The sequence below is a fragment of the Frigoribacterium sp. UYMn621 genome, assembly GCF_040549525.1.
Taxonomy (GTDB): Bacteria; Actinomycetota; Actinomycetes; order Actinomycetales; family Microbacteriaceae; genus Lacisediminihabitans.
Window position 1 is genome coordinate 1 of the sequence record NZ_JBEPTM010000012.1, and the last position, 18940, is coordinate 18940.

Annotated in this window: 14 protein-coding genes, 1 tRNA gene, 1 other RNA gene and 1 pseudogene; 9 read left to right on the forward strand and 8 right to left on the reverse strand. The window is 66.6% G+C overall.

The window, feature by feature from the left end; genetic code table 11:
- Positions 1-349 precede the first annotated feature (349 nt).
- Positions 350-970: pseudogene (locus ABIB54_RS15130) on the reverse strand (transposase); the annotation flags it as partial.
- Between the two features lie 43 nt (positions 971-1013).
- Here ABIB54_RS15130 and ABIB54_RS15135 point away from each other — a divergent pair.
- Positions 1014-1103 (forward strand) — tRNA-Val (locus ABIB54_RS15135).
- 49 nt (positions 1104-1152) lie between these two features.
- On the opposite strand, the gene ABIB54_RS15140 is transcribed toward ABIB54_RS15135, so the two are convergent.
- Positions 1153-2322, reverse strand: a complete 1170-nt coding sequence (locus tag ABIB54_RS15140) for an SGNH/GDSL hydrolase family protein (protein WP_354576349.1) — start codon at positions 2320-2322, stop codon at positions 1153-1155.
- A complete protein-coding gene (locus tag ABIB54_RS15145; RefSeq protein WP_354576350.1) occupies positions 2319-4337 on the reverse strand; it encodes a DUF262 domain-containing protein in 2019 nt (672 codons plus the stop codon). The genes ABIB54_RS15140 and ABIB54_RS15145 overlap by 4 nt, the downstream gene beginning before the upstream one ends.
- Positions 4338-4461: 124 nt before the next feature.
- Here ABIB54_RS15145 and ABIB54_RS15150 point away from each other — a divergent pair, with 124 nt between their 5' ends.
- Positions 4462-5235, forward strand: coding sequence for a hypothetical protein (locus ABIB54_RS15150; protein ID WP_354576351.1), 774 nt, complete (start codon positions 4462-4464; stop codon positions 5233-5235).
- Positions 5236-5298: 63 nt separating this feature from the next.
- On the opposite strand, the gene ABIB54_RS15155 is transcribed toward ABIB54_RS15150, so the two are convergent.
- Complete coding sequence (locus tag ABIB54_RS15155) at positions 5299-5985, reverse strand: hypothetical protein (protein ID WP_354576352.1); 687 nt, start codon at positions 5983-5985, stop codon at positions 5299-5301.
- Positions 5986-6185: 200 nt separating this feature from the next.
- Here ABIB54_RS15155 and ABIB54_RS15160 point away from each other — a divergent pair, with 200 nt between their 5' ends.
- Positions 6186-7145, forward strand: coding sequence for a sigma-70 family RNA polymerase sigma factor (locus ABIB54_RS15160; protein ID WP_354576353.1), 960 nt, complete (start codon positions 6186-6188; stop codon positions 7143-7145).
- Between the two features lie 151 nt (positions 7146-7296).
- On the opposite strand, the gene ABIB54_RS15165 is transcribed toward ABIB54_RS15160, so the two are convergent.
- Positions 7297-7617 (reverse strand): DUF7882 family protein, encoded by a 321-nt coding sequence (locus tag ABIB54_RS15165; RefSeq protein WP_354576354.1) that lies wholly within the window; start codon positions 7615-7617, stop codon positions 7297-7299.
- A gap of 212 nt (positions 7618-7829) precedes the next feature.
- On the opposite strand from ABIB54_RS15165, the gene ABIB54_RS15170 reads away from it, so the two are divergent.
- From ABIB54_RS15170 to rnpB, 5 genes are all read left to right on the forward strand, one after another.
- Complete coding sequence (locus ABIB54_RS15170; protein WP_354576397.1) at positions 7830-8732, forward strand: DMT family transporter; 903 nt, start codon at positions 7830-7832, stop codon at positions 8730-8732.
- Positions 8733-8769: 37 nt separating this feature from the next.
- Complete coding sequence (locus tag ABIB54_RS15175; RefSeq protein WP_354576355.1) at positions 8770-11304, forward strand: purine-cytosine permease family protein; 2535 nt, start codon at positions 8770-8772, stop codon at positions 11302-11304.
- 45 nt (positions 11305-11349) lie between these two features.
- Positions 11350-12195, forward strand: coding sequence for a Nif3-like dinuclear metal center hexameric protein (locus ABIB54_RS15180; protein ID WP_354576356.1), 846 nt, complete (start codon positions 11350-11352; stop codon positions 12193-12195).
- 19 nt (positions 12196-12214) lie between these two features.
- Complete coding sequence (locus ABIB54_RS15185) at positions 12215-12955, forward strand: zinc ribbon domain-containing protein (RefSeq protein WP_354576357.1); 741 nt, start codon at positions 12215-12217, stop codon at positions 12953-12955.
- Positions 12956-12983: 28 nt separating this feature from the next.
- An RNA gene (rnpB, locus tag ABIB54_RS15190) (RNase P RNA component class A) lies at positions 12984-13358 on the forward strand.
- Between the two features lie 16 nt (positions 13359-13374).
- Here rnpB and ABIB54_RS15195 read toward each other — a convergent pair.
- Positions 13375-14010, reverse strand: coding sequence for a nucleoside/nucleotide kinase family protein (locus ABIB54_RS15195; protein ID WP_354576358.1), 636 nt, complete (start codon positions 14008-14010; stop codon positions 13375-13377).
- A gap of 285 nt (positions 14011-14295) precedes the next feature.
- Between ABIB54_RS15195 and ABIB54_RS15200 the strand changes: the two genes are divergently transcribed.
- On the forward strand, positions 14296-15141 hold the full coding sequence (locus ABIB54_RS15200; RefSeq protein WP_354576359.1) for a DUF222 domain-containing protein: 846 nt from the start codon (positions 14296-14298) through the stop codon (positions 15139-15141).
- Between the two features lie 590 nt (positions 15142-15731).
- Here ABIB54_RS15200 and ABIB54_RS15205 read toward each other — a convergent pair.
- Entirely contained in the window at positions 15732-16412 is a 681-nt protein-coding gene (locus ABIB54_RS15205) for a response regulator (protein WP_354576398.1), read from the reverse strand.
- The gene (locus tag ABIB54_RS15210) at positions 16412-18940 is read right to left on the reverse strand and encodes a DUF4118 domain-containing protein (protein ID WP_354576360.1); all 2529 of its coding nucleotides are present in this window, start codon (positions 18938-18940) and stop codon (positions 16412-16414) included. The genes ABIB54_RS15205 and ABIB54_RS15210 overlap by 1 nt, the downstream gene beginning before the upstream one ends.

Below are 18940 nucleotides of genomic sequence, written 5' to 3' on the forward strand. Positions count from 1 at the left end.
AGGCGGTGATCCTCCCAGAACTCGCCGCCGCCTAAACTAAAACAACTGACCCGCACGGTGTTGAGAAACTCCACCACTCAGCGGGACGTGACCCGCAGATTCGGCAGAAAGTGAGCTCTCGCCTCCTGGGCCGCGAGATCTGTCGCTTAGGAATGCAAAGAGAACGATTGACAGTGGGCGAATATTCAGCCGCGCGCTAAGCTCACCTTTTATGGGTATGAGCTCATCATCGGAATGACAGGGCGAGGCATTCCCGGCGCGATACGGCGCCTTTCTCGGGATCGAAGCAGACTCATCGCTGTCGTTTTGTTGGCAGTCGTCGCAGTTTCTGCCTCCGGCGTTCAGAGCGTCGCATCAGCCGGCCGGTCTGGTCGCGGCCGATGTCGTGCCCGGCCCGCCGGGCGGCCTTCCAGAGCTTGCGGACCCCGTAAACGGAGTAGTTCGTCTCCCAGAGCGTCACCAGTTCCGGGGTGAGGGTGGCGTCGCTGACCGCCCGCACCGACGGGGCGCGGCCCTTCGCGGCGTAGTAGGTACTCGGAGCCACCTGCAACAAGCTGCAGATGGGCTCGACTCGAAAGGGGGCGACCTTCGAAGACGTCGTTCTTGTTCGCGTCGATGAACGCGACTACTTCCGGTGTTGGCGGTCGAGCTCCGCCCCGAAGAAAGACGCTGCTCTCTTCAGAATTTTGTTGGCCCGCTTCAACTCACGGACCTCCTGCTCGAGCTCCCGCAGCTTCCGCGCTTCGACCGTAGTCACGCCCGTGACGTTGCCGTCGTCGACGTCAGCCTGCTTGACCCACATCCTGACCGACTCGATCCCGTAACCGAGCTGGGTCGCAACCCTTTGGACCGTCCCGTGCTCGGTCCCCAGCTCCGCACGTAGCGTCCTCACCATCCGGACCGCAGCAGCCTTCTCCTCCGGCGAATACCGACGCGTCGTCGGCTTCCCAGATCCTTGATTCGACACCATGACTCCATCCTCGTTTCCAAGGTCAAGAGTCTCCAACAAACCCAGAGCGGTTCAGTCTGGTTCGGTCTGGGTCGTTCCATACCTCGCCACGTTCACACCGTGGATGTCATCGGTTCGAGCCCGGTAGGGCCCACGTATAAAGTCGCGCGCACCTTTCGAGGTCGCCGTCCCCCGGGATGCCCTCAGGGCATCGGCGTGGTGCGCCGTCGTCTGCGTCGGCCCAAAAACACGACGAGTGGCAGCGAGAGAACGAGCACACCGGCCGCGCCGATCCAGATCGGCGACCACGGGAAGGCTGCCGGGCGGGGAGCCCTCGAGGTCTTCGCGGGGAAGGCCGCGGCGATCTCTGGTGCGACGGTATCCGCGAGGAAGGCCGTTCCGAGATCGTCGGGATGGAGGCTACCGGCTCGGAGGACGACCGAGCCCGAGGAACTGCGATCGATGGAGACGCCGTTGAGGAAACGCTTTTTCACGGGAGCGCAAGCGCTGTTTGCGGCGGTGCTGTGGAGCAGTGAGATATAGGTGAAACCCGCGGCTCGGGCCGCCGTACCGGTCGCGGCATCGAGTTTCTGCTCGATGGAATTGAGGTATTTCGTGTCGGTGTCGGTGAACGGGAAGATGTTCACGGCGTGAGCATCCGCGAGATCGGTGCCCGAGAGTCTGGCGTCGAAGCAGCCCCCGGCAGGGATGTGTGAGGGATCGGGCATGATCGTCGGATACCCGATGACGAAGACCCGCGCATGGGGCGCCTTCTTCGCGATGGTCGCGAAGGTCTTCACCAGGCCGTTCGGGGAGGCGTCCGTGCCGTGCACCACCGCGGAATCGATCCGCTGTGACAGCTCATCGGAACCGCCGCGGACGAAGAGGGATCGACAATCGGGTGCCTTGGCGAGAAGCAGCGGCCCCTCGGGCCCGAGCGCGACGCATGATTTGGTCGCATCGACGAAACCGAGGTCGTTGCCTCCGATGGTGATGGTGACCACTGCTGTTCGGGAGCTGAGCGAACCGCTCTGGGGCGGCGAGCTGCCCGTGCCGTACTTCAGCGGGGACGAGATGACGTTCGAGGTGGTGGCGCCCGCGCAGGTCGCGTCCTTCAGCGTCAATCCCAGCGTTCGAGCAACCCGGTGGGGGAAGTTGATGGTGGACCGGTGGCAGAACGACGGCGAGTTGCTCACCGGGTCCGGGAGGCCGAGTCCCGATGAGAAGGAGTCTCCCAGTGCGACGTACTCGAGTCCGCGCGTGCTCTGCTTCTCACCCCCGGAGCGGGATGCTCCGTGGGCCGGAACGGCGACCGAGAGCGGCAGTGACAGTGACACCGACACAGCGAGAACGAGCGCGAGGACGTTCCTCACATCGCATCCCCGATGTAGGAGTACTTGACGAACACCTCGGAGGCGATGCCCGACTCCTCGAGCACCCCCTGAACAGCGGTGAGCATGTACTTCGAGTCCCAGCCCATGTAGAGGAAGTTGGACTCATCCAGCGCGTCCCACTGGCCGTTCCACGACTGGGCATCGAAGATCGGGCCGCCGCGACGGGTGCTGAAGGCGACGACATCGGCCCGAGCATCCGCCCAGAGACGCTTGAAGATGCGGTTGAAGAGCGCCTTGACGTCATAGACCTCCCAGTGCTCTCCGCGGTATTCCACGTACTCGAACTCACGCTGCCAGCCGCGCGGCCATCCGCGACGGCTTTGTGCGTCGAGGATCGGGGTGAGGCCGTCGTCGTCGATGCCTCCGGCCGTCGGGCGAGCCCAGATGGTGAGGAAATCGACGGTGAGTCCCGCTGTTCGCTCGCCGATGGCTGCCGTTCCCCAGGCCTGACGGTCGGCGAGGGCGCGGGTCTCGGGGATCGCGCTCCGCGCGAACAGGTGCCGTTTTGCGGGGAAGGATGCGTCCAGCGCCCGCTCCGCCAACGGCGCCTCCAGCAACGCGAGGTTGCCGAGGGTCTGCGCAAGAGCGCGATGGCTGTTCTGTTCGTCATCGCTGTATTCCGCCCACTCGCGGATGCCGTCTCCACTCCAGCTGTCGGCGGGAGCGAGCGGGAAGATGTGATCGACGTCGAGGTCGAGCGAGCCGTCGCCACCGGCCAGTCGCGCGAGAACGTAGCCTGCGTGCGGAAGGTCTCCGTACTTGAGCGCCACGCGAACCCGGGCATCGGATGGGGTGATCCGGGCGATGGCGCGGGCGAGAGCGTCCGCACCGGCCTCACCGGCTCGACACAGCCGCCCGACCAGCCTGTCGTTGTCCAGACCGACGATCGTGCGGCGAAGGAGGAGCGATTGCACCAGTTCGAGGGTGGCCACGAGGGTCGTGCCCGGCCCGCCGTTCAGGTGGTCCCGGTACGCGCGCATGACCAGCGGGTACATCCCGCGGCCGAAGGTGTTGGTGAATTCGAGCTGGCGGGTGAGCTCGGCATCGCCGGCCAGCGCCGGTTGGAGCAGGATCCGGTAGATCTCGGAGTACTCCCTCCACTCCGCCGCGTGCTCGCGAAGGGCATCGAGGTCGAGGCGGGGGAAGCGCTGCCGGAAGGCGTCATAGACACCGCGGCCGCCCGTCGTGTCGACCTCGCGCCCGGTCGTCATCACCAGATAGTGCCGCCAGAATCCGGCGATGGCATCGCCGGTGTTGTGCTCGATCGGCACCCAGAACGAGTCTTCGATCTCGCTCTGCTCCGAGTGGGACAGGCCCATCAACACGTAATTGTGGATCAGCTCGTGATCACGCAGGGGCTCGCCGGTGGAGTTGAGGCTCTCGAAGATCTGTTGGGCGTTGGCATTCTCCCCGAGTGTGATGGCGACGTGTTCGAGGCGCTGCAGGCCGCTCCAGATGCGCTCGACCTCGGCCGCGGGCACCTGGCTGCGGAAGAACGCGTAGTTGTCGTCGAAGCGGGAGTCGCGAGGGTCGGCACCCTCCAGCCGCCGGTCGAGGACGACGCTCTCGAAGGTCTCGGCCCAGGCGCGATGCGGACGGAGCTTGGTGCGCTCCCGCTGTGCGTCCCGCACGAGCACTCTCTCGAGATCGGCGGCGAGCGAGGGGTCCGCGGAGAGGGTCGGGTCGTTCAGCACGCTGTGGTGCAGTGCCGCGACCAGCAGCATGAGCGTCGTGATGCGCTGCTGGCCGTCGATCAGCACGAGTTCGGCCGCGTTGCCCTCTGTGCTCGCCGAAGACAGGATCGACCCGATGAAATGCATGTGTCGATCGTCGGAGTCGGCCACCGCTCGGATGTCGGTGAGCAACTGTTCGCAGGCGCCGATATCCCAGCGGTACTGGCGTTGGTACACCGGTACGACGATCGTGGTGTGCTCGGCGGAGAGCCAGGCGATCGTATTGACAGCGGTGGCTTCGATATTCGTGGCAGTACCCATGGTTGCGACCAGTTTATTCGCACCCCGGCGAGGCTCGGGGCTGACCGTGCGTCGAATGTTAGGCTTACCTAAGTTGGGCCTGTTAAAACGTGCTGGCCCCTTACGAAAGGTCATGATTCGCATCATGGGTTACATCAAATCCGCCGCTCTCGACGAGACCGGCTACGTCGTCCTCGACCGCTATAACCAAGAACTCGACCCGCAGGAGTGGCGCGATATCGAGTACGTCGACTGGAAGTCGTCAGGGGAGACCCAGTTCGCCCCCCTCGCCAGCGCGGAGGGCGAAATCGAGGTCAACGGGTTCTGGAACCACAAGCCGCCGCGCACCGACAAGGACGGCGTCTGGATCCCGTCCCAGGTCGAGAAGGCGCCGAATCTCGTGCGTCGCGCGCAGGAGCCGGGCGCGAACGTCGGTCGCTGCCGCGTGATCGAGCTGCAGCCGAACGAGTACTCGGACACCCTCTATAACCTGCACCAGGACGACAACAACCGTCTCAACCCGGATGGCACCGGCTGGGTCGTTCGCGGATTCTTCAACCTCACCGATGACAAAGACAGCTATTTCGTGCTGCGCGAGAACCGCACCGACCCGAGCGTCGAGTACCGCATCGCGCTGCCCGCCGGAGCCCAGCTGATCATCGACACCCAGCGCCTCTGGCACGCCGCTACCCACGTCGGAACCGAGCCCCGCTATTGCCTCATCACGTCGTGGGAGTCCGGCCCAGAGCTCGACGCCTACATCGAGAAGCACAACGGCGTGAGCCGCGTGCCCAACGTCGAGGTGCCCCAGGACGTGCTGGATGCCGGCCAGGCCGAGCAGTCCCGTCGCATCGCGGCGCGCGCGGCCTACTACGCGGCAAAGGGCCAGGCCGAGAAGACGGCGATGAGCGAGGCCTGATCGCCGCGCCGCTGTGAACGAAGGCCCCGGTCGAGAGACCGGGGCCTTCGTCGTCGGCGGAGTTCACCAGGCGCTGGCGGGTGCCGCAACCTCCGGCACCGATGAGGTGTGCCAGCGCGATCCGTTCCCGTAGTGGCTTGAGGCCCAGGGAGAGGCCCAGATCGCCTGTTCGGTGATGTTGGTCGGGGCGGACACGGCGAAAGCGGCGACGATCGTGGCGAATGATGGGTTGCGCTGCAAGTTCTGCGCAGCCTTCTGGGCGGCGGTCACCAGGGTGTCGTAGCTTCCCAGTCCGCTTCCACCGCCGGAGCCGTATCCGTTGTTCAGCGGGTTGTTGCGGTTCCACCAGCTTGCGGTGCCGTTCTCCTGGCGCATCCAGCGCACCATCACAGTGACATTCGCCTCGGATTGGGGCCAGCCTCCTGAAAGCATCACGAGCTTCGCCCAGGAGTAGTTGGTGCCGCTCGCCGCCAGGGATTCGACTCCCGCTGTGGCCGAATAGCCGTCGCGGGAACCACCCTGCAGTGAGACGCGATCCGAGACGCGAAGGGTCTGCGGATGTTCCGAGATGTAGACCGCGAGCTGGCCGGCCGCATCCGGTGTGGCTGGCGGCGCGATCGCGAAGACGGCGATCAGCGAGAGCGCGCCAAGGGATGCTCCCACGGAGAGTCGCGACCGCATGGGTGCTCGCGACGGTCGGCGCGGCCGCAGTGCGGCGCGTCGAGAGGGAGGCTGGCGCGGAATGGTCATAGAGGGCGTCCTCACCGGGACCGACCTGGAAGTGCCCGGAGAAACAGCGTTGAGGCTACCAGAGCGGCCTGCGTGACGGCCTGAAAGGCGGGTGAAGCTGATCACTCGATCAGTAGCGCCTGCGGGCCGTCAGTGTCAAGCCCTGGGCCCGAAATTCTGCTGTCCCATACGCTGAATGTAACCAATAAAGGGGTCACGTCATGTCGATCAGCGCCTATGAGAACGAAGAGTCCACCCTCGAATCCCCCCGCGGTGCGGCACAGGTTTCCATCGATCCTCTTCGCGACTATCTTCAGCGCATCGGGCGTGCGCAGCTCCTCACCGCAGACGAAGAGGTGAGTCTCGCCCGTCGCATCGAGGTGGGTGTCCTCGCCGGAGAACGCCTCGCCCAGCATCCGGAATTCGATGGCAAAGCGCGGCGCGAACTGCTGTGGCTCTCCCGCGACGGCGACGCGGCGTACCAACGGTTCGTCTGCGCAAATCTCCGCCTCGTGGTGAGTATCGCCAAGCGGTACGCGGGCCGCGGGCTGCCGATCATGGATGTCATCCAGGAGGGCAATCTCGGCCTGGTGCGAGCCGTGGAGAAGTTCGACTATGCGATCGGAAACAAGTTCTCCACCTACGCCACCTGGTGGATCCGCCAGTCCATCCTGCGGGGCATCGCCGACTCGAGCCGCATCATCCGCATTCCGGTGCACACCGTCGAGAAGATGGACAAGCTGGATCGAGTGCGCCGCGACCTCATGAACGAACTCGGCCGCACGCCGACCATCGAAGAGGTCGCCGACACCGCACAGGTGACTGTGGCCGAGGTGATCAAGCTGGCGAAGTCCGATCACGACACCATCTCGTTCGGCATCCCGATCGGTGACGACGGCACCACCGAGCTCGGAGACCTCATCGAAGACACCGACACTCCGGAACCGCACGAGTCGGTCGAGCTCGATCTTCGGCATGACGACATCCGTCGCAAGCTGGACGCGCTGCCGCCCCGAGATGCCACGGTGCTGCGCCTGCGGTTCGGCCTCGAGGGTCGGCAGGCCCTGACGCTCGATGAGGTGGGGGAGCTGTACGGCATCACCCGGGAGCGCGTACGCCAGCTGGAGACCCGCAGCCTCAAGCGCCTGCGCAGCGAGGATCTGCATTCCTACCTCGCCTGAAGTCCTCGCCGGCGCGAAGCCCGCGAACGCTACCTCGGTGGCTCGGCGTCTTCCTGCTCGTCGATCGCCTCTTCGAAGCTGAGGTCGTCGCTCGGGGGAGTCTTCGAGACCGTGGCTTCGGTGTTGGGGTCGTCGTCCCGACCGGGCCCGGTTATTCTTCCGAGGTCTTTCCGAGGGCACCGACTTCTTCGGTGAGCTGGAGGCCCTGCGCGCTGTTGGAGGAGATCGTGAGGGCTTCGAGCCACTCGCGGTTGATCTTGGGCATGCGGCCACCGCTGTAGCGGAAGACCAGCGGGATCGATGGGTTGAGCCAGATCACACTGCGCCCGTCGCCCACGCTCTGCTCATCTCTCCACGAGAAGAAGAAGCTCTCGTCACGACGGAGTTTGAGCCCGATGACGAGTTGAAGGTGGGCAAGGACGCGATCGTCGAAGACGACCTCGATGGTCTGGCCGTAGAGCAATTTTCCCACGCTGGTTCTCCTGTTGTGACGGTGAATCGAGGATCGTCGTCCTCAAGTCTGCATTGAACGCTACTACGTCGCCGCCATTCTGAATTCAATTGCGGAAGGTGTTGACAAGCGACACCATCCGGTCGTCACCTCCGAGGCGTTTCCCGCGTCGCGCGCCGGCGCTCGACGAGACGATGGGGCGCGGCCGGCCCCTAGAGTGTGTTGTCGTGGGTATGAGCGGGGCGCGGGCGCGGGTGAATCCCGGCGTCGTCGCGCTGGTCTTCGCGTCCATTCTCTGGGGCACCACCGGCACGGTGGCGAGTTTCCTCCCCGCCGACGTGAGCCCCGTGGCTGTCGGCTCGGCGACGATGGGAGTGGGCGGGGTTCTGCTGTTCGCCGTCTCGCTGCGGTCATCCGTCTCCGCGGTGCGTGATCGGGCGAGCCTGCGGTGGCTGCTCGTCGGATCGATCGGTGTCGTGGTCTATCCACTCGCCTTCTATGCGGCGATGAATCTGGCCGGGGTCGCCATCGGCAACGTCGTCGCGCTCGGCTCTGGTCCGGTGTTCGCCGCATTCTTCGAGTGGCTCTGGGAGCGACGTCGACCGGGACGGGTCTGGATCGCGTGCACCGCGACGGCAGTGGCCGGCATCGCCCTGCTCGCTTCGGCCGGCTCTACCCGGGGGGACCACGCCGCGGCACACCCCCTCTCGGGCGTGCTGCTCGGCCTCCTCGCCGGCAGCGCCTATGCCCTGTACACCTACGCATCCTCCCGGGCCATCGGTCTCGGATTGCCCTCCCGGGGAGTCATGGGAGGGATGTTCGGGCTCGGCTCCATCGGACTGCTCCCGGTGCTCATCCTCACCGGTGCGCCCATCGTCGACAGCGCACTGAGTGTCGGAATCTCCGCCTACCTCGCCATCGGCCCGATGCTCGTGGCGTACCTGCTGTTCGGGTTCGCGCTCGTGACGCTCCGCAGTAGCTCGGCCACCACCATCACCCTGCTCGAGCCGCTTGTGGCGACGCTGCTCGCCGTCGTGGTGGTGGGGGAGCGCCTCGCGATCGTCGGCTGGATCGGCCTCGCACTCGTCCTGGCGGGAGTTACCGTGATGTCTGCGGCCCGTCATCCGGACAATTGACACCGAACCCGTATCATTCTGGGCATGGAAACTGGCCATGGACACTGAGGCCTTCGCCGGCGCGGCGGCCGAGCCCGACAGTCCGGTCGAGCCGGCCGCGGCGAGCGACGGTTCCGAGCACTACGACGACGACGCTCTCGCGGCGGCGATGTCGGAGGAAGCGGTGCGGCTCGGACTGACCGGGAGCATCACAATCATGCCGCCCCCCACGACGCCGGCCGTGAGCACTCCGCGGCCGCCGCCCATGGCGCGTGCGGTGTACACCGGCTCGGCCGCCCCACGGGAACAGGACGAACCACTTCGGGTGGCCGTTCCGGGGCCATTGCCGGTGAACGAGCCCGCAGCCCCCCTGACGATGACGCCCCATGCTTCCCTCGACCTGTCGAATTTTCCGGCTCCCTCGGGCGAGCCGGTCGTCTTCGACTCGCCGGCCGGGGCGCCCCCTGTCGACGCAGCCCCTCCCGCACCCCCGGTGGACGCGCTTCCGACGCGTCGCTCGATTCGTGACGCGGAGCACGCGCGGGCCCGGGCCGAATCCGCCCGGGAGGAGACGGCCCGGCGAGCGCCGCTCGCTCCCGCGGCGCCGATGCCCGAGGGGGAATCCGAGCCCGCACAGGACAGCGAGCCCACACAGGATGGGGTGCCCGCACAGGATGCGGCGCCCTTGCCGGATCCGGCGGGGCCGGCCGTCGTGAACGATGACACGGTTCCGGTGCCGGAGGCGCCGTCTGCGCCGGATTTTTCCCGGGCGCCGGCCGCGCCTGATCCCGATCCTGATTTCGGCGACACATCACCCGTTGCGACTGTCGCGCCGGAAGCGGCAACCGCCGCGCCTGACGTTTCGGCCGCGGCCGAGCCCCCCGTCTACGAGCTCATCGAGCCGCAGCCCTACACGGCAGTGCCCACGGTCATCCCTCCCGGTTTCGCGCCGAATGCGGCCATTCCCTCCGCCCAGACCCCGGCCGGGTTGCCCTCGCGATTCGCGCCGGAATCAGCGGATCCGGTCGGGGCGCAGGCGGCTCCCGTGACCGAAATGCCCGGTGACGACGGCCTCCGTGCGCCGGGCACGATGAATCCCTTCCTTCAATCCGCCGCCGTTGCGGTCATCGAGCGGCAGACGGTGGATGCGCGGGTGTTCATCCCGGAGGCCAGCGGATCGCAGCCGACGCCGCTCGACCAGCGCGTTGGTCGAGCATCGCGACTCTTCTGGCTCTGGTTCGCCGCGAACTCCTCCGTGATCAGTCTCGCCTTCGGCGCGGCGATCTTCTCCCTCGGCATGAGCCTTCGCCAGGCTGTGGTCGCCGCCTTCATCGGGGTGGCCATCTCGTTCCTGCCGCTCGGCCTCGGTACGCTCGCCGGCAAGTGGAGCGGACAGCCGGTGATGGTGGTCTCGCGGGCGACATTCGGCCACCTCGGCAACATCCTTCCGGCCACGATCGCACTGCTGAGTCGCCTGTTCTGGGGTGCGGTACTCCTCTGGATCATCGCGGCAGCCACCGCACGCATCCTCGTGCGCTCCGGCTTCGCCGGTGTCCTCACCGAGTTGCAGCTGATGGTGATCGTGATGGCCGCGGGATTCCTCCTCGCCCTCATCGTCGCGTTCTTCGGCTACGCGCTGTTCGCGCGCATCCAGCTGGTGCTCGGCATCCTCTCTGCAGTGCTCATCGTCGCGCTCCTCGTCATCACCTGGCCGGCCGTCGACATCTCTGCTGCGCTCACCGTGGGGGACGGGCCCGTGATCCTCGTCGTGACCGGTATCGTGCTGGTGTTCAGTTTCGTCGGGCTGGTCTGGGCCAACAGCAGCGGAGACCTCGCCCGGTACCAGCGCCCCAGTTCATCCGGTGGATCGTCGATGCTCTGGGCATCCTTCGGTACGACGATTCCCTCCTTCCTGCTGATCGCCTACGGAGCGATCCTCGCGGCGTCCGATCCCGCGATCGCGAAGGGCCTCGGCAGCAGTCCGATAGACACCATCGCGAGCCTCCTGCCGAGCTGGTATCCGCTGCCGCTGATCGCGGCCACCTCGCTCAGCCTGCTGTCGGGGGTCATCCTGAGCATCTACTCCGGAGGTTTCGCTCTCGGGGCTCTCGGACTGAAGGTCACCAGGAGCTGGGCGACCGTGATCGTGGGAGTACTGGTGTTCGCCGTCGCGATCGCCCTCGGCTTCACCGTGAGCAATGTCGTGACCGTGTTCCGCGATCTCGCCACCACGCTCGCCGTGCCGGTCGCCGCCTGGGCGGGTATCTTCTCGGCCGAGATGATCCTGCGCCGTCGGCGTTTCGACACGAAGTCACTCCTGGCCCGCGGCGGAATCTACCGCGACGTGAACTGGCTGAACTTCTCGATGCTGGTGGTCGCATCCGTCATCGGATGGGGATTCACCTCGGCCTCGCTGCCCGGTCTCGGCTGGGAGGGCTACCTCTTCCGCGCGGCCGGGGTTCCCCTGTCGAGTGCTCTCGGCTCGACGGATGCGGGCGTGCTCGTGTCGCTGGCGCTCGGCGTGCTCACCCCCTTGGTGGCCGGTATCTCCACCATCCGTCGCCAGGAGCTGCATCAGGCCTCGCGGCCCTGATCGCGTGGCGCAACCGACGGCCCGCTCCGAAACTACAATGGGCGGATGCCTCACTCCGCCGATGCCGACACGGCAACTGTGACCGTGGCGGATGTCTGCGCCGTCGTCGAACGCCTCTGGCCGATCGCCGGGGCGGAAGCCTGGGACGCTCCCGGGCTGCTGTCGGGTGATCCACGCGCGGTTGTCACCGCGATCCACCTCGCCATCGACGCGGTGCCGGACGTGGCCGACGAGGCCGTCGCCGCCGGCGCCGATCTGCTGCTTGTGCATCATCCTCTCCTGTTGCGCGGGGTGACCTCCGTCGCAGAGGACAGGTACAAGGGGGTCGTGCTCGCCCGGCTGATCCGCGGTGGGTGTGCGCTGGTCGCGGCTCACACCAACGCGGATGTCGTCGAAAGCGGCACCTCCGCCGTCCTGGCCTCCCATCTCGGCCTTCTCGATGCACTCCCGATCACTGCCGGAGCCACAGCATCCCGTGGCATCGGACGGGTCGGTCGTCTCCCGGAACCGACCACGCTCGGCCGACTGGCCCGCAAGCTCGCGGAGATCCTGCCCGCGACCGCATCGGGCATCCGCGTCTCGGGAGACTACGATCGCGTGATCGAGACGGTAGCCCTCTGCGGCGGGGCGGGGGACTCGCTTCTCGGTGAGGCTGCGGTGCTCGCATCCGATGTCTACATCACCTCGGACCTGCGGCATCATCCCGCGTCAGAGTCGCGCGAGAACGCCAGGGTCGATGCCGGGCCCGCGCTGGTCGACGTCTCGCACTGGGCGAGCGAATGGCTCTGGCTGGATGTCGCCGCCGCGGAGTTGCGCGCCGCGCTTGCCGGCGTCACGGTCACCGTGAGCGACCTTCGCACGGACCCCTGGGATTTCACGATCGTCCAATGACCAACCGAATGAGGCACCCATGGCACTGAAGGCCAGCCCGAACGACCAGGCCCACCTGCTCGAATTGCAGGCTCTCGATACGCGCATCCAGCAGCTCGATCACCGGGCGAAGAAGCTGCCGCAACTCGCCGTGATCGCGGGGCTGGAGAGCGAGTCGACGGCGCTGCGGGTCGAGACCCTCAGCGCGACCGGTGCGCTGGAGGACGCCCAGCGTGAGCTCGGGCGCATCGAATCCGACGTCGCGGTGGTCGAAGCACGGATCAAGCGCGATACCGAGCGCCTTCAGGCATCCTCATCGGTCAAGGATGTCGCCGGTCTCGAGAGCGAACTCGCCGGCCTCACGCGCCGCCAGCTCGAACTCGAGGAGATCGAACTCGGGGTGATGGAGCGTGTCGATGGTCTCGAAGCCGCCATGCGGGAGCTCCGAGCCAGGCACGACGCGCTCCAGGCCACGATCGCGGGAGTGGCGACCGAGAAGGACGAGGCACTCGGTGCCCTCACCAGCGAACGCACTCATGCCGCAGCCAATCGCTCGACGATCGCGGGCACAGTGCCCGAAGAGCTCCTTGCGCTCTATGAGCGCCAGCGTGCCCGGTATGGCCAGGGCGCATCGCTGCTCCGCGGCGGCGTATCGGAGGCGAGCGGCCTCAAGCTCAATGAGTTCGACATGGCGGCGATCCGTGCCGCCGCTCCGGACGACGTATTGATCTGCCCCGAGAGCAGCGCCATCCTCGTTCGCACGGGGGAGTCCGGGCTCTAGCCCCACTCGGCTAGGCTGTCCATTCGAATGGGTCGGCAAGACGGTCGCGTTATCCCCTCGGGGATACCGAGGAACGTCCGGGCTCCACAGAGCAGGGCGGTGGGTAATTCCCACCCGGGGCAACCCGCGAGAAAGTGCAACAGAAAGCAGACCGCCACCTGGTTTCGACCAGGCGGTAAGGGTGAAACGGTGGTGTAAGAGACCACCAGCGGCCCGCGTGATCGGGTCGGCTAGGTAAACCTCGCCCGGAGCAAGGTCGAACAGGAAGCGTTACGGGCGGCTCGTCCAGTTTCCGGGTAGACCGCTAGAGGTGTGCGGCAACGTACATCGTAGATAGATGGCCGTCGATGACACGTTTTCGGATGTGTCGGGACAGAACCCGGCGTAATAGCCGGCCCATTCACCACCCGTCGTCCGAGCTAGGTTCCCTCGATCTGGCGGTCGGCGAGGTGCCGGGTCAACTCGATGGCGAGCGCGTTGGCCTCATCCGGGCCCGTCGCCCAGGCCGTGGCCGCCTCTCGGGTCATGCCGGAGGCGACGTGTCGCTCGATGAGTCGCGCCATCCGGAGCTCCCTCGGCGTACTGACGAACCAGATCTCGTCGACCAGGTGCCGGATGCTTCGCCAACCCGGCTCTGCCGAGAGGAGGTAGTTGCCCTCGGTGATCACGATGTCGATGTCGCGCGGAACGGCGATCGACGCGGCGATCGGCTCTTCGAGACCGCGTCGGTAGGTGGGCGCATAGACCACGGGCTCGTCACGATCGCGAAGGCGATGGAGAAGCGAGAGGTAGCCGCCGACATCGAAGGTATCGATCGCTCCCCGGCGATCGCGAAGGGGAGTGCCCTCGATGATGGTGGTGGCCAGGTGAAAGCCGTCCATCGGCACGACGACGCAGCGCGCCGCGCCGAGGCTCTCCGCAAGGCGCCGGGCGAGCGTGGACTTGCCCGTTCCGGGTGTGCCGGCGATACCGATGATTTGTCGCATCCCGGTCACGCTCAGCCGGGAGTGGAGGTGGTCGACCAGGGGCAGCAGGTCTGTGGGGGTGTGGGCCACAGTCCTATTTTCCGGGCTCACCGGCGCTCCAGCGGAGCCGTCGGATTCGCGGAGCCGACGGCGAACTCGTGAGCCCCTGCTCGAGCATGGTGGATGCCGATGCTCACGTGACGGGAATGCATTGCTCCATTCTGGCGCTTGCGCGGTGTGCTCGGCGCATCACTTTCGGGCTCGAATGCGCGGGTCTACTCCTCCCCAGGTCAGGGGTTGGATCGCCCGCCCACTAAGTAAAATTCAGGTCAGCAGCCACATTCGAATGTGGGTGGTGCGGTGGAGAGTAGGGTCATGGAAACCCTCGCACGGCTCACCCCCCTCACGGACAGTGAGGTGATCGAGTCTGTCACGGCCCTCCGTGAGGAGCAGCGTGTGCTGGATGCCAGACGCATCCGAGCCGCCGGAGAGTTGGCGCACCGGTCTCGCGAGACGCTCGGTGCGGATGGAATCGCTCAGCGTGCCGGTTTCTCGAAGCCGGGCGGATTTCTTGCGGAGATCTGGCACATCACGGTCGGTGAGGCGATCCGTCTGTGCGCAGTCGGACTGGCGACGCGGCAGGGATCGGCGCTCGACGGCTCTCCGCTTCCCGCGCGCTTCCCGTTCGTTGCGCGAGCGGTGGAGGAGCTCGGGATCGGGTTGGATTCGGCAGCGGTTATCGTCCGCGAGCTGGATTCCGCGGCGCGGGCGCGCTCCGTCGAGAGCCGTCTTGTCGCGGAGAAGACCCTTGTCGAACTCTGTGAGGGATTCACTGTTCGGGAGGTGCAGGTACTCGCGAGGCAGATGCGTGACCGGCTGGACCAGGACGGAGCCGAACCACGGGATGAACATCACCGCACCTGTCGAGCCCTGACAATCTTCACGACCCCGGATGGCATGATGAGGCTCGACTGGCTCATGCCGCCGGAGGTCGGTGGTCTCGTCGAGGCGGGCATCGACGCGATCGTGAGCAACCAGCTCCGTCAGGCACGAGAACCCGTCGCGATGCCCGACGACCGGATCCTGCCCCAGCTGCGATCGGATGCGGCCCAGCAGGTGTTCCATCACGCGGCCACCTGCAATTCTCCGCACGGCGTCTTGCCGCCGAGGCCGAGATCATCCCCCTTGCACTGGGCCAAGAGAGCGAGGTCCTCGATCTAGGACGTGCCAAACGACTCTTCACTCGTGCCCAGAAGATCGCTCTCGCGGAGCGAGACGAGGGTGTGCGGTCGGCGGCTGTCCGTGTCCACCGTCGTATGCCGAGGCACACCATGTCCTCTGGTGGACCCGGGGCGGACAGTCGAATCTCGACAACGGGGTACTGCTCTGTCCGTTCCATCACCACCGGGTGCACCACGACGGATGGGAGATAGACGTTCGAGAGTGGATTCGTTACTTCATTCCGCCACCCTGGGTGGATCCCTCGCGGCGGGCAAGGAGGGGCGGGCGCGTGCGCGCGCCGTGAGCGTGAACTCCTTGCGTGGCGCTGTGTGCCGAGAGCAGGCGCACAGCACAGGATGTGGCGCGCGAGAGGTCATGCGCGGAAACCATCTGCAGTCGAGTTCGACCAGCAGTGGCGCGAACCAGTTCTCGGCAACGCTCAGGCACGGGGCGTCGGATTCCAGCGGACAGGACGGTCACAGCGATGTGGCAGTTCACCGCGGAGTGAAGAGCGACTCGGTCGCAGTCGCACGGCTTGTCGAGGTTGCGACGGCGCACAGGCGGTGCTGCCCGGCCCCTGACCGAGACGGCTAGGCTCCGGGCGCGAACCGGTAGCCCATTCCGGGCTCCGTGAGCAGATACCTCGGACGCGAGGGCTCCGGCTCCAGTTTCTTGCGGAGTTGCCCGAGGTAGAGCCGAAGGTAGCCATCCTCTTTCTCGTAGGCCGGACCCCACACCGTGGTCAAGAGCAAGTGTTTCGTCACCAGGCGATCCGGGTTGCGCACCAGGACTTCGAGAATGTGCCACTCGGTCGGGGTCAGTTTCACCGGCCCGGAGCCGGCTTTCGATACGGCATGCGCGGCGAGGTCAACCGTCACGTCGCCGAAGGTCACCACCGGCTGCTCCGGCTCGGCCGGCGAGCGTCGACTGAGGGCTCGGATGCGGGCGAGCAACTCGTCGATCGCGAACGGCTTCGTGACGTAGTCATCCGCCCCCGCATCGAGCGCGTCGACCTTGTCGGCGGAATCCGTGCGTCCGCTCACGACGAGGATCGGAACCTCCGTCCAGCCGCGCAAGCCCTCGATCACCCGAATGCCGCTGAAGCCGGGCAGTCCGAGATCGAGCACCACCAGCTCGGGCTTGACGCGGGCAGCGACGTCGAGGGCATCCGGTCCCGACTGGGCGAGGAATACCTCGTAGCCGCGAGCCGCGAGGTTGATGCGCAGCGCTTTGAGGATCTGGGCATCGTCGTCCACCACCAGGATGCGCATCACGACTCCCGCCTCAGCGGAACTTCGTTCGAGGGCTCCGGGGCCGGGAGCGGCCCACTCGTCGGCAACGTCACGACCATGGTGAGCCCGCCGCCGGGGGTATCCTCTGCCTCGAGGCTGCCTCCCATCGCCTCCATGAATCCATTGGAGAGCGCGAGCCCGAGCCCGACTCCGGTGGTGTTGTCCGTGTCTCCCAGTCTCTGGAACGGCTGGAAGGCTTCGGCCAGTTTCGCCGGCGGGATGCCGGGACCCCGGTCGATCACGCGCAGTTCGAGCCGCTCCCCGAAACTGCTGGCCGTGATGAAGAGTGGAGCGTCGGCGGGGGAGTAGCGCACGGCATTCGCGACGAGGTTGACGATCACGCGCTGCAGAAGCACCGCGTCGCAGAAGGCCTCGGGAAGTTCGGCAGAGACATCCACCTTCACCCGGTCGAGTGGCACCTTCAGCTCGTCGAGGGCGAGGGGTACGATCTCGTCGAGGCCCACCCTCCCCAGGGAAATCGGCAGCACTCCGGCCTGGAGCCTGCTGGCGTCGAGCAGGTCGTTGACGAGGTCGGCGAGGCGGTGGAGGGACACCTCTGCGGTCTGCAGCAGGTCCTCCCGATCACGGTCGCTCCACGAGACATCCGTGCTCCGAAGGCTCGACACCGCCGCGGTCGCCGAGGAGAGAGGGGTGCGCAGGTCGTGGCCGACTGCCGCGAGCAGCGCCGTGCGCAGGCGGTCGGCCTCCTCGAGCGGGCGGATGCCGCTGGCCGCGGTGCGCAGTTCCTGCTGCACCAGCGCGGCCTCGATCTGTGAGACGAAGGCGTTGAGGATGCGCCGGTCCGAGGCCTGCAGGTCGCGCCCGGTGAGCACGACGCTGCCGTTGTCGCCGAGCTCGACGACCGTGCGTTTCTCGTCACCGGTGGCGGTCGACGCTCCGGCCTCGAAGAGTCGCTCGCCGTCGTAGCTCACGATCACGCTCGCCATGCCGAAGATCTCGAGCATGCGGTTGGCCAGGGCTTCGACGGCATTCTCTCCGCGGATGATGCTGCCGGCGACGGTGGCGAGCGTCTCGGCCTCGGCCGCCGAGCGTTTCGCTGACCGGCTGCGGCTGGCGGCCTGGTCGACGACCAGGCTGACCAGCACCGCAATCACCAGGAAGATCACCAGGGCGAGAAGGTGCAGGGGGTCGGCGATTGTGACGGTGTAGAGCGGGTTGACGAAGAAGAAGTCCAGCAGCAGCCCCGCGATCACCGCCGCCGTGACGGCGGGCCAGATGCCGCCGATGAGCGCCACTACCACCACGAGCAGCTGGAATGCCAGCACATCGCTGGGGAGGGACTCGCTACTTCGGAACCCGCTGAGGATCCAGGTGAGCAGGGGGAGCCCGATCAGGGCGAGGGCGAAGCCAACGGCTCGGCGGCGCACCGTGAGCGCGCCACCAGTGGTCGGCAGCTGCAGAGTGCCGGCTGAGGCGTGGGAAACGATGTGCACATCGATGTCACCGGATGCCCGGATGACGGTCTGACCGATTCCCTGCCCCGTGAGGAAGGTGGTGAGGCGGCTTCGGCGGCTCACGCCGATGACGAGCTGGGTGGCGTTGACGCCGCGGGCGAAGTCCACGAGAGCCGTGGGGGTGTTGTCACCGATCACCTGGTGATAGGTGCCGCCAAGGCGTTCGACGAGGGAGCGTTGGGTGTCGAGAGCCCCGGGATCAGACTCCGCGAGACCGTCAGAGCTCGAGACGTGGACGGCCAGCAGCTGCCCTCCGCTTGTTCGGGCCGCTATGCGAGCACCCCGGCGGATGAGGGTCTCTCCCTCCGTGCCACCGGGCAGGGCGACGACGACCCGCTCCCGGGCCTCCCACTTGCCACGGATGCCGTGCTCGTTGCGGTAGGCCTGGAGCGCGACATCCACCTCGTCAGCCAACCAGAGGAGGGCGAGTTCGCGCAGTGCGGTGAGGTTGCCGAGGCGGAAATAGTTGCTGAGAGCCGCGTCGATGGTGCCGGCGGGATAGATGTGACCGCCAGCGAGTCGGGTGCGCAGCGCCTCCGGCGTGAGGTCCACCACCTCGATCTGGTCGGCGGATCGCAGCACGGAGTCGGGAATCGTCTCGCGCTGGGTCACCCCGGTGATGGACTGCACGACGTCGTTGAGCGACTCGATGTGCTGGATGTTCACCGTCGAGATCACGTTGATGCCGGCATCCAGGAGGTCTTCGACGTCCTGCCAGCGCTTCTCGTGCGCGCTGCCGGGGGCATTGGTGTGCGCGAGTTCATCGACGAGAGCCCAGTCCGGGTGGCGGGCGATGAGGCCGTCGAGGTCGAGTTCGTCGAGGGTCACCCCGCGATGTCCGACACTGCGACGCGGGAACAGCTCGAGACCCTCGGTGAGCCGGGCGGTCTCGGCTCGGCCGTGCGTCTCGACGAGTCCGACGACCACATCGAGGTCGGCGTCGAGGAGTCGCCGGCCCTCCTCGAGCATGCTGAAGGTCTTGCCGACTCCGGGAGCCGCGCCGAGATAGACCTGCAGGATGCCTCGGGTCAT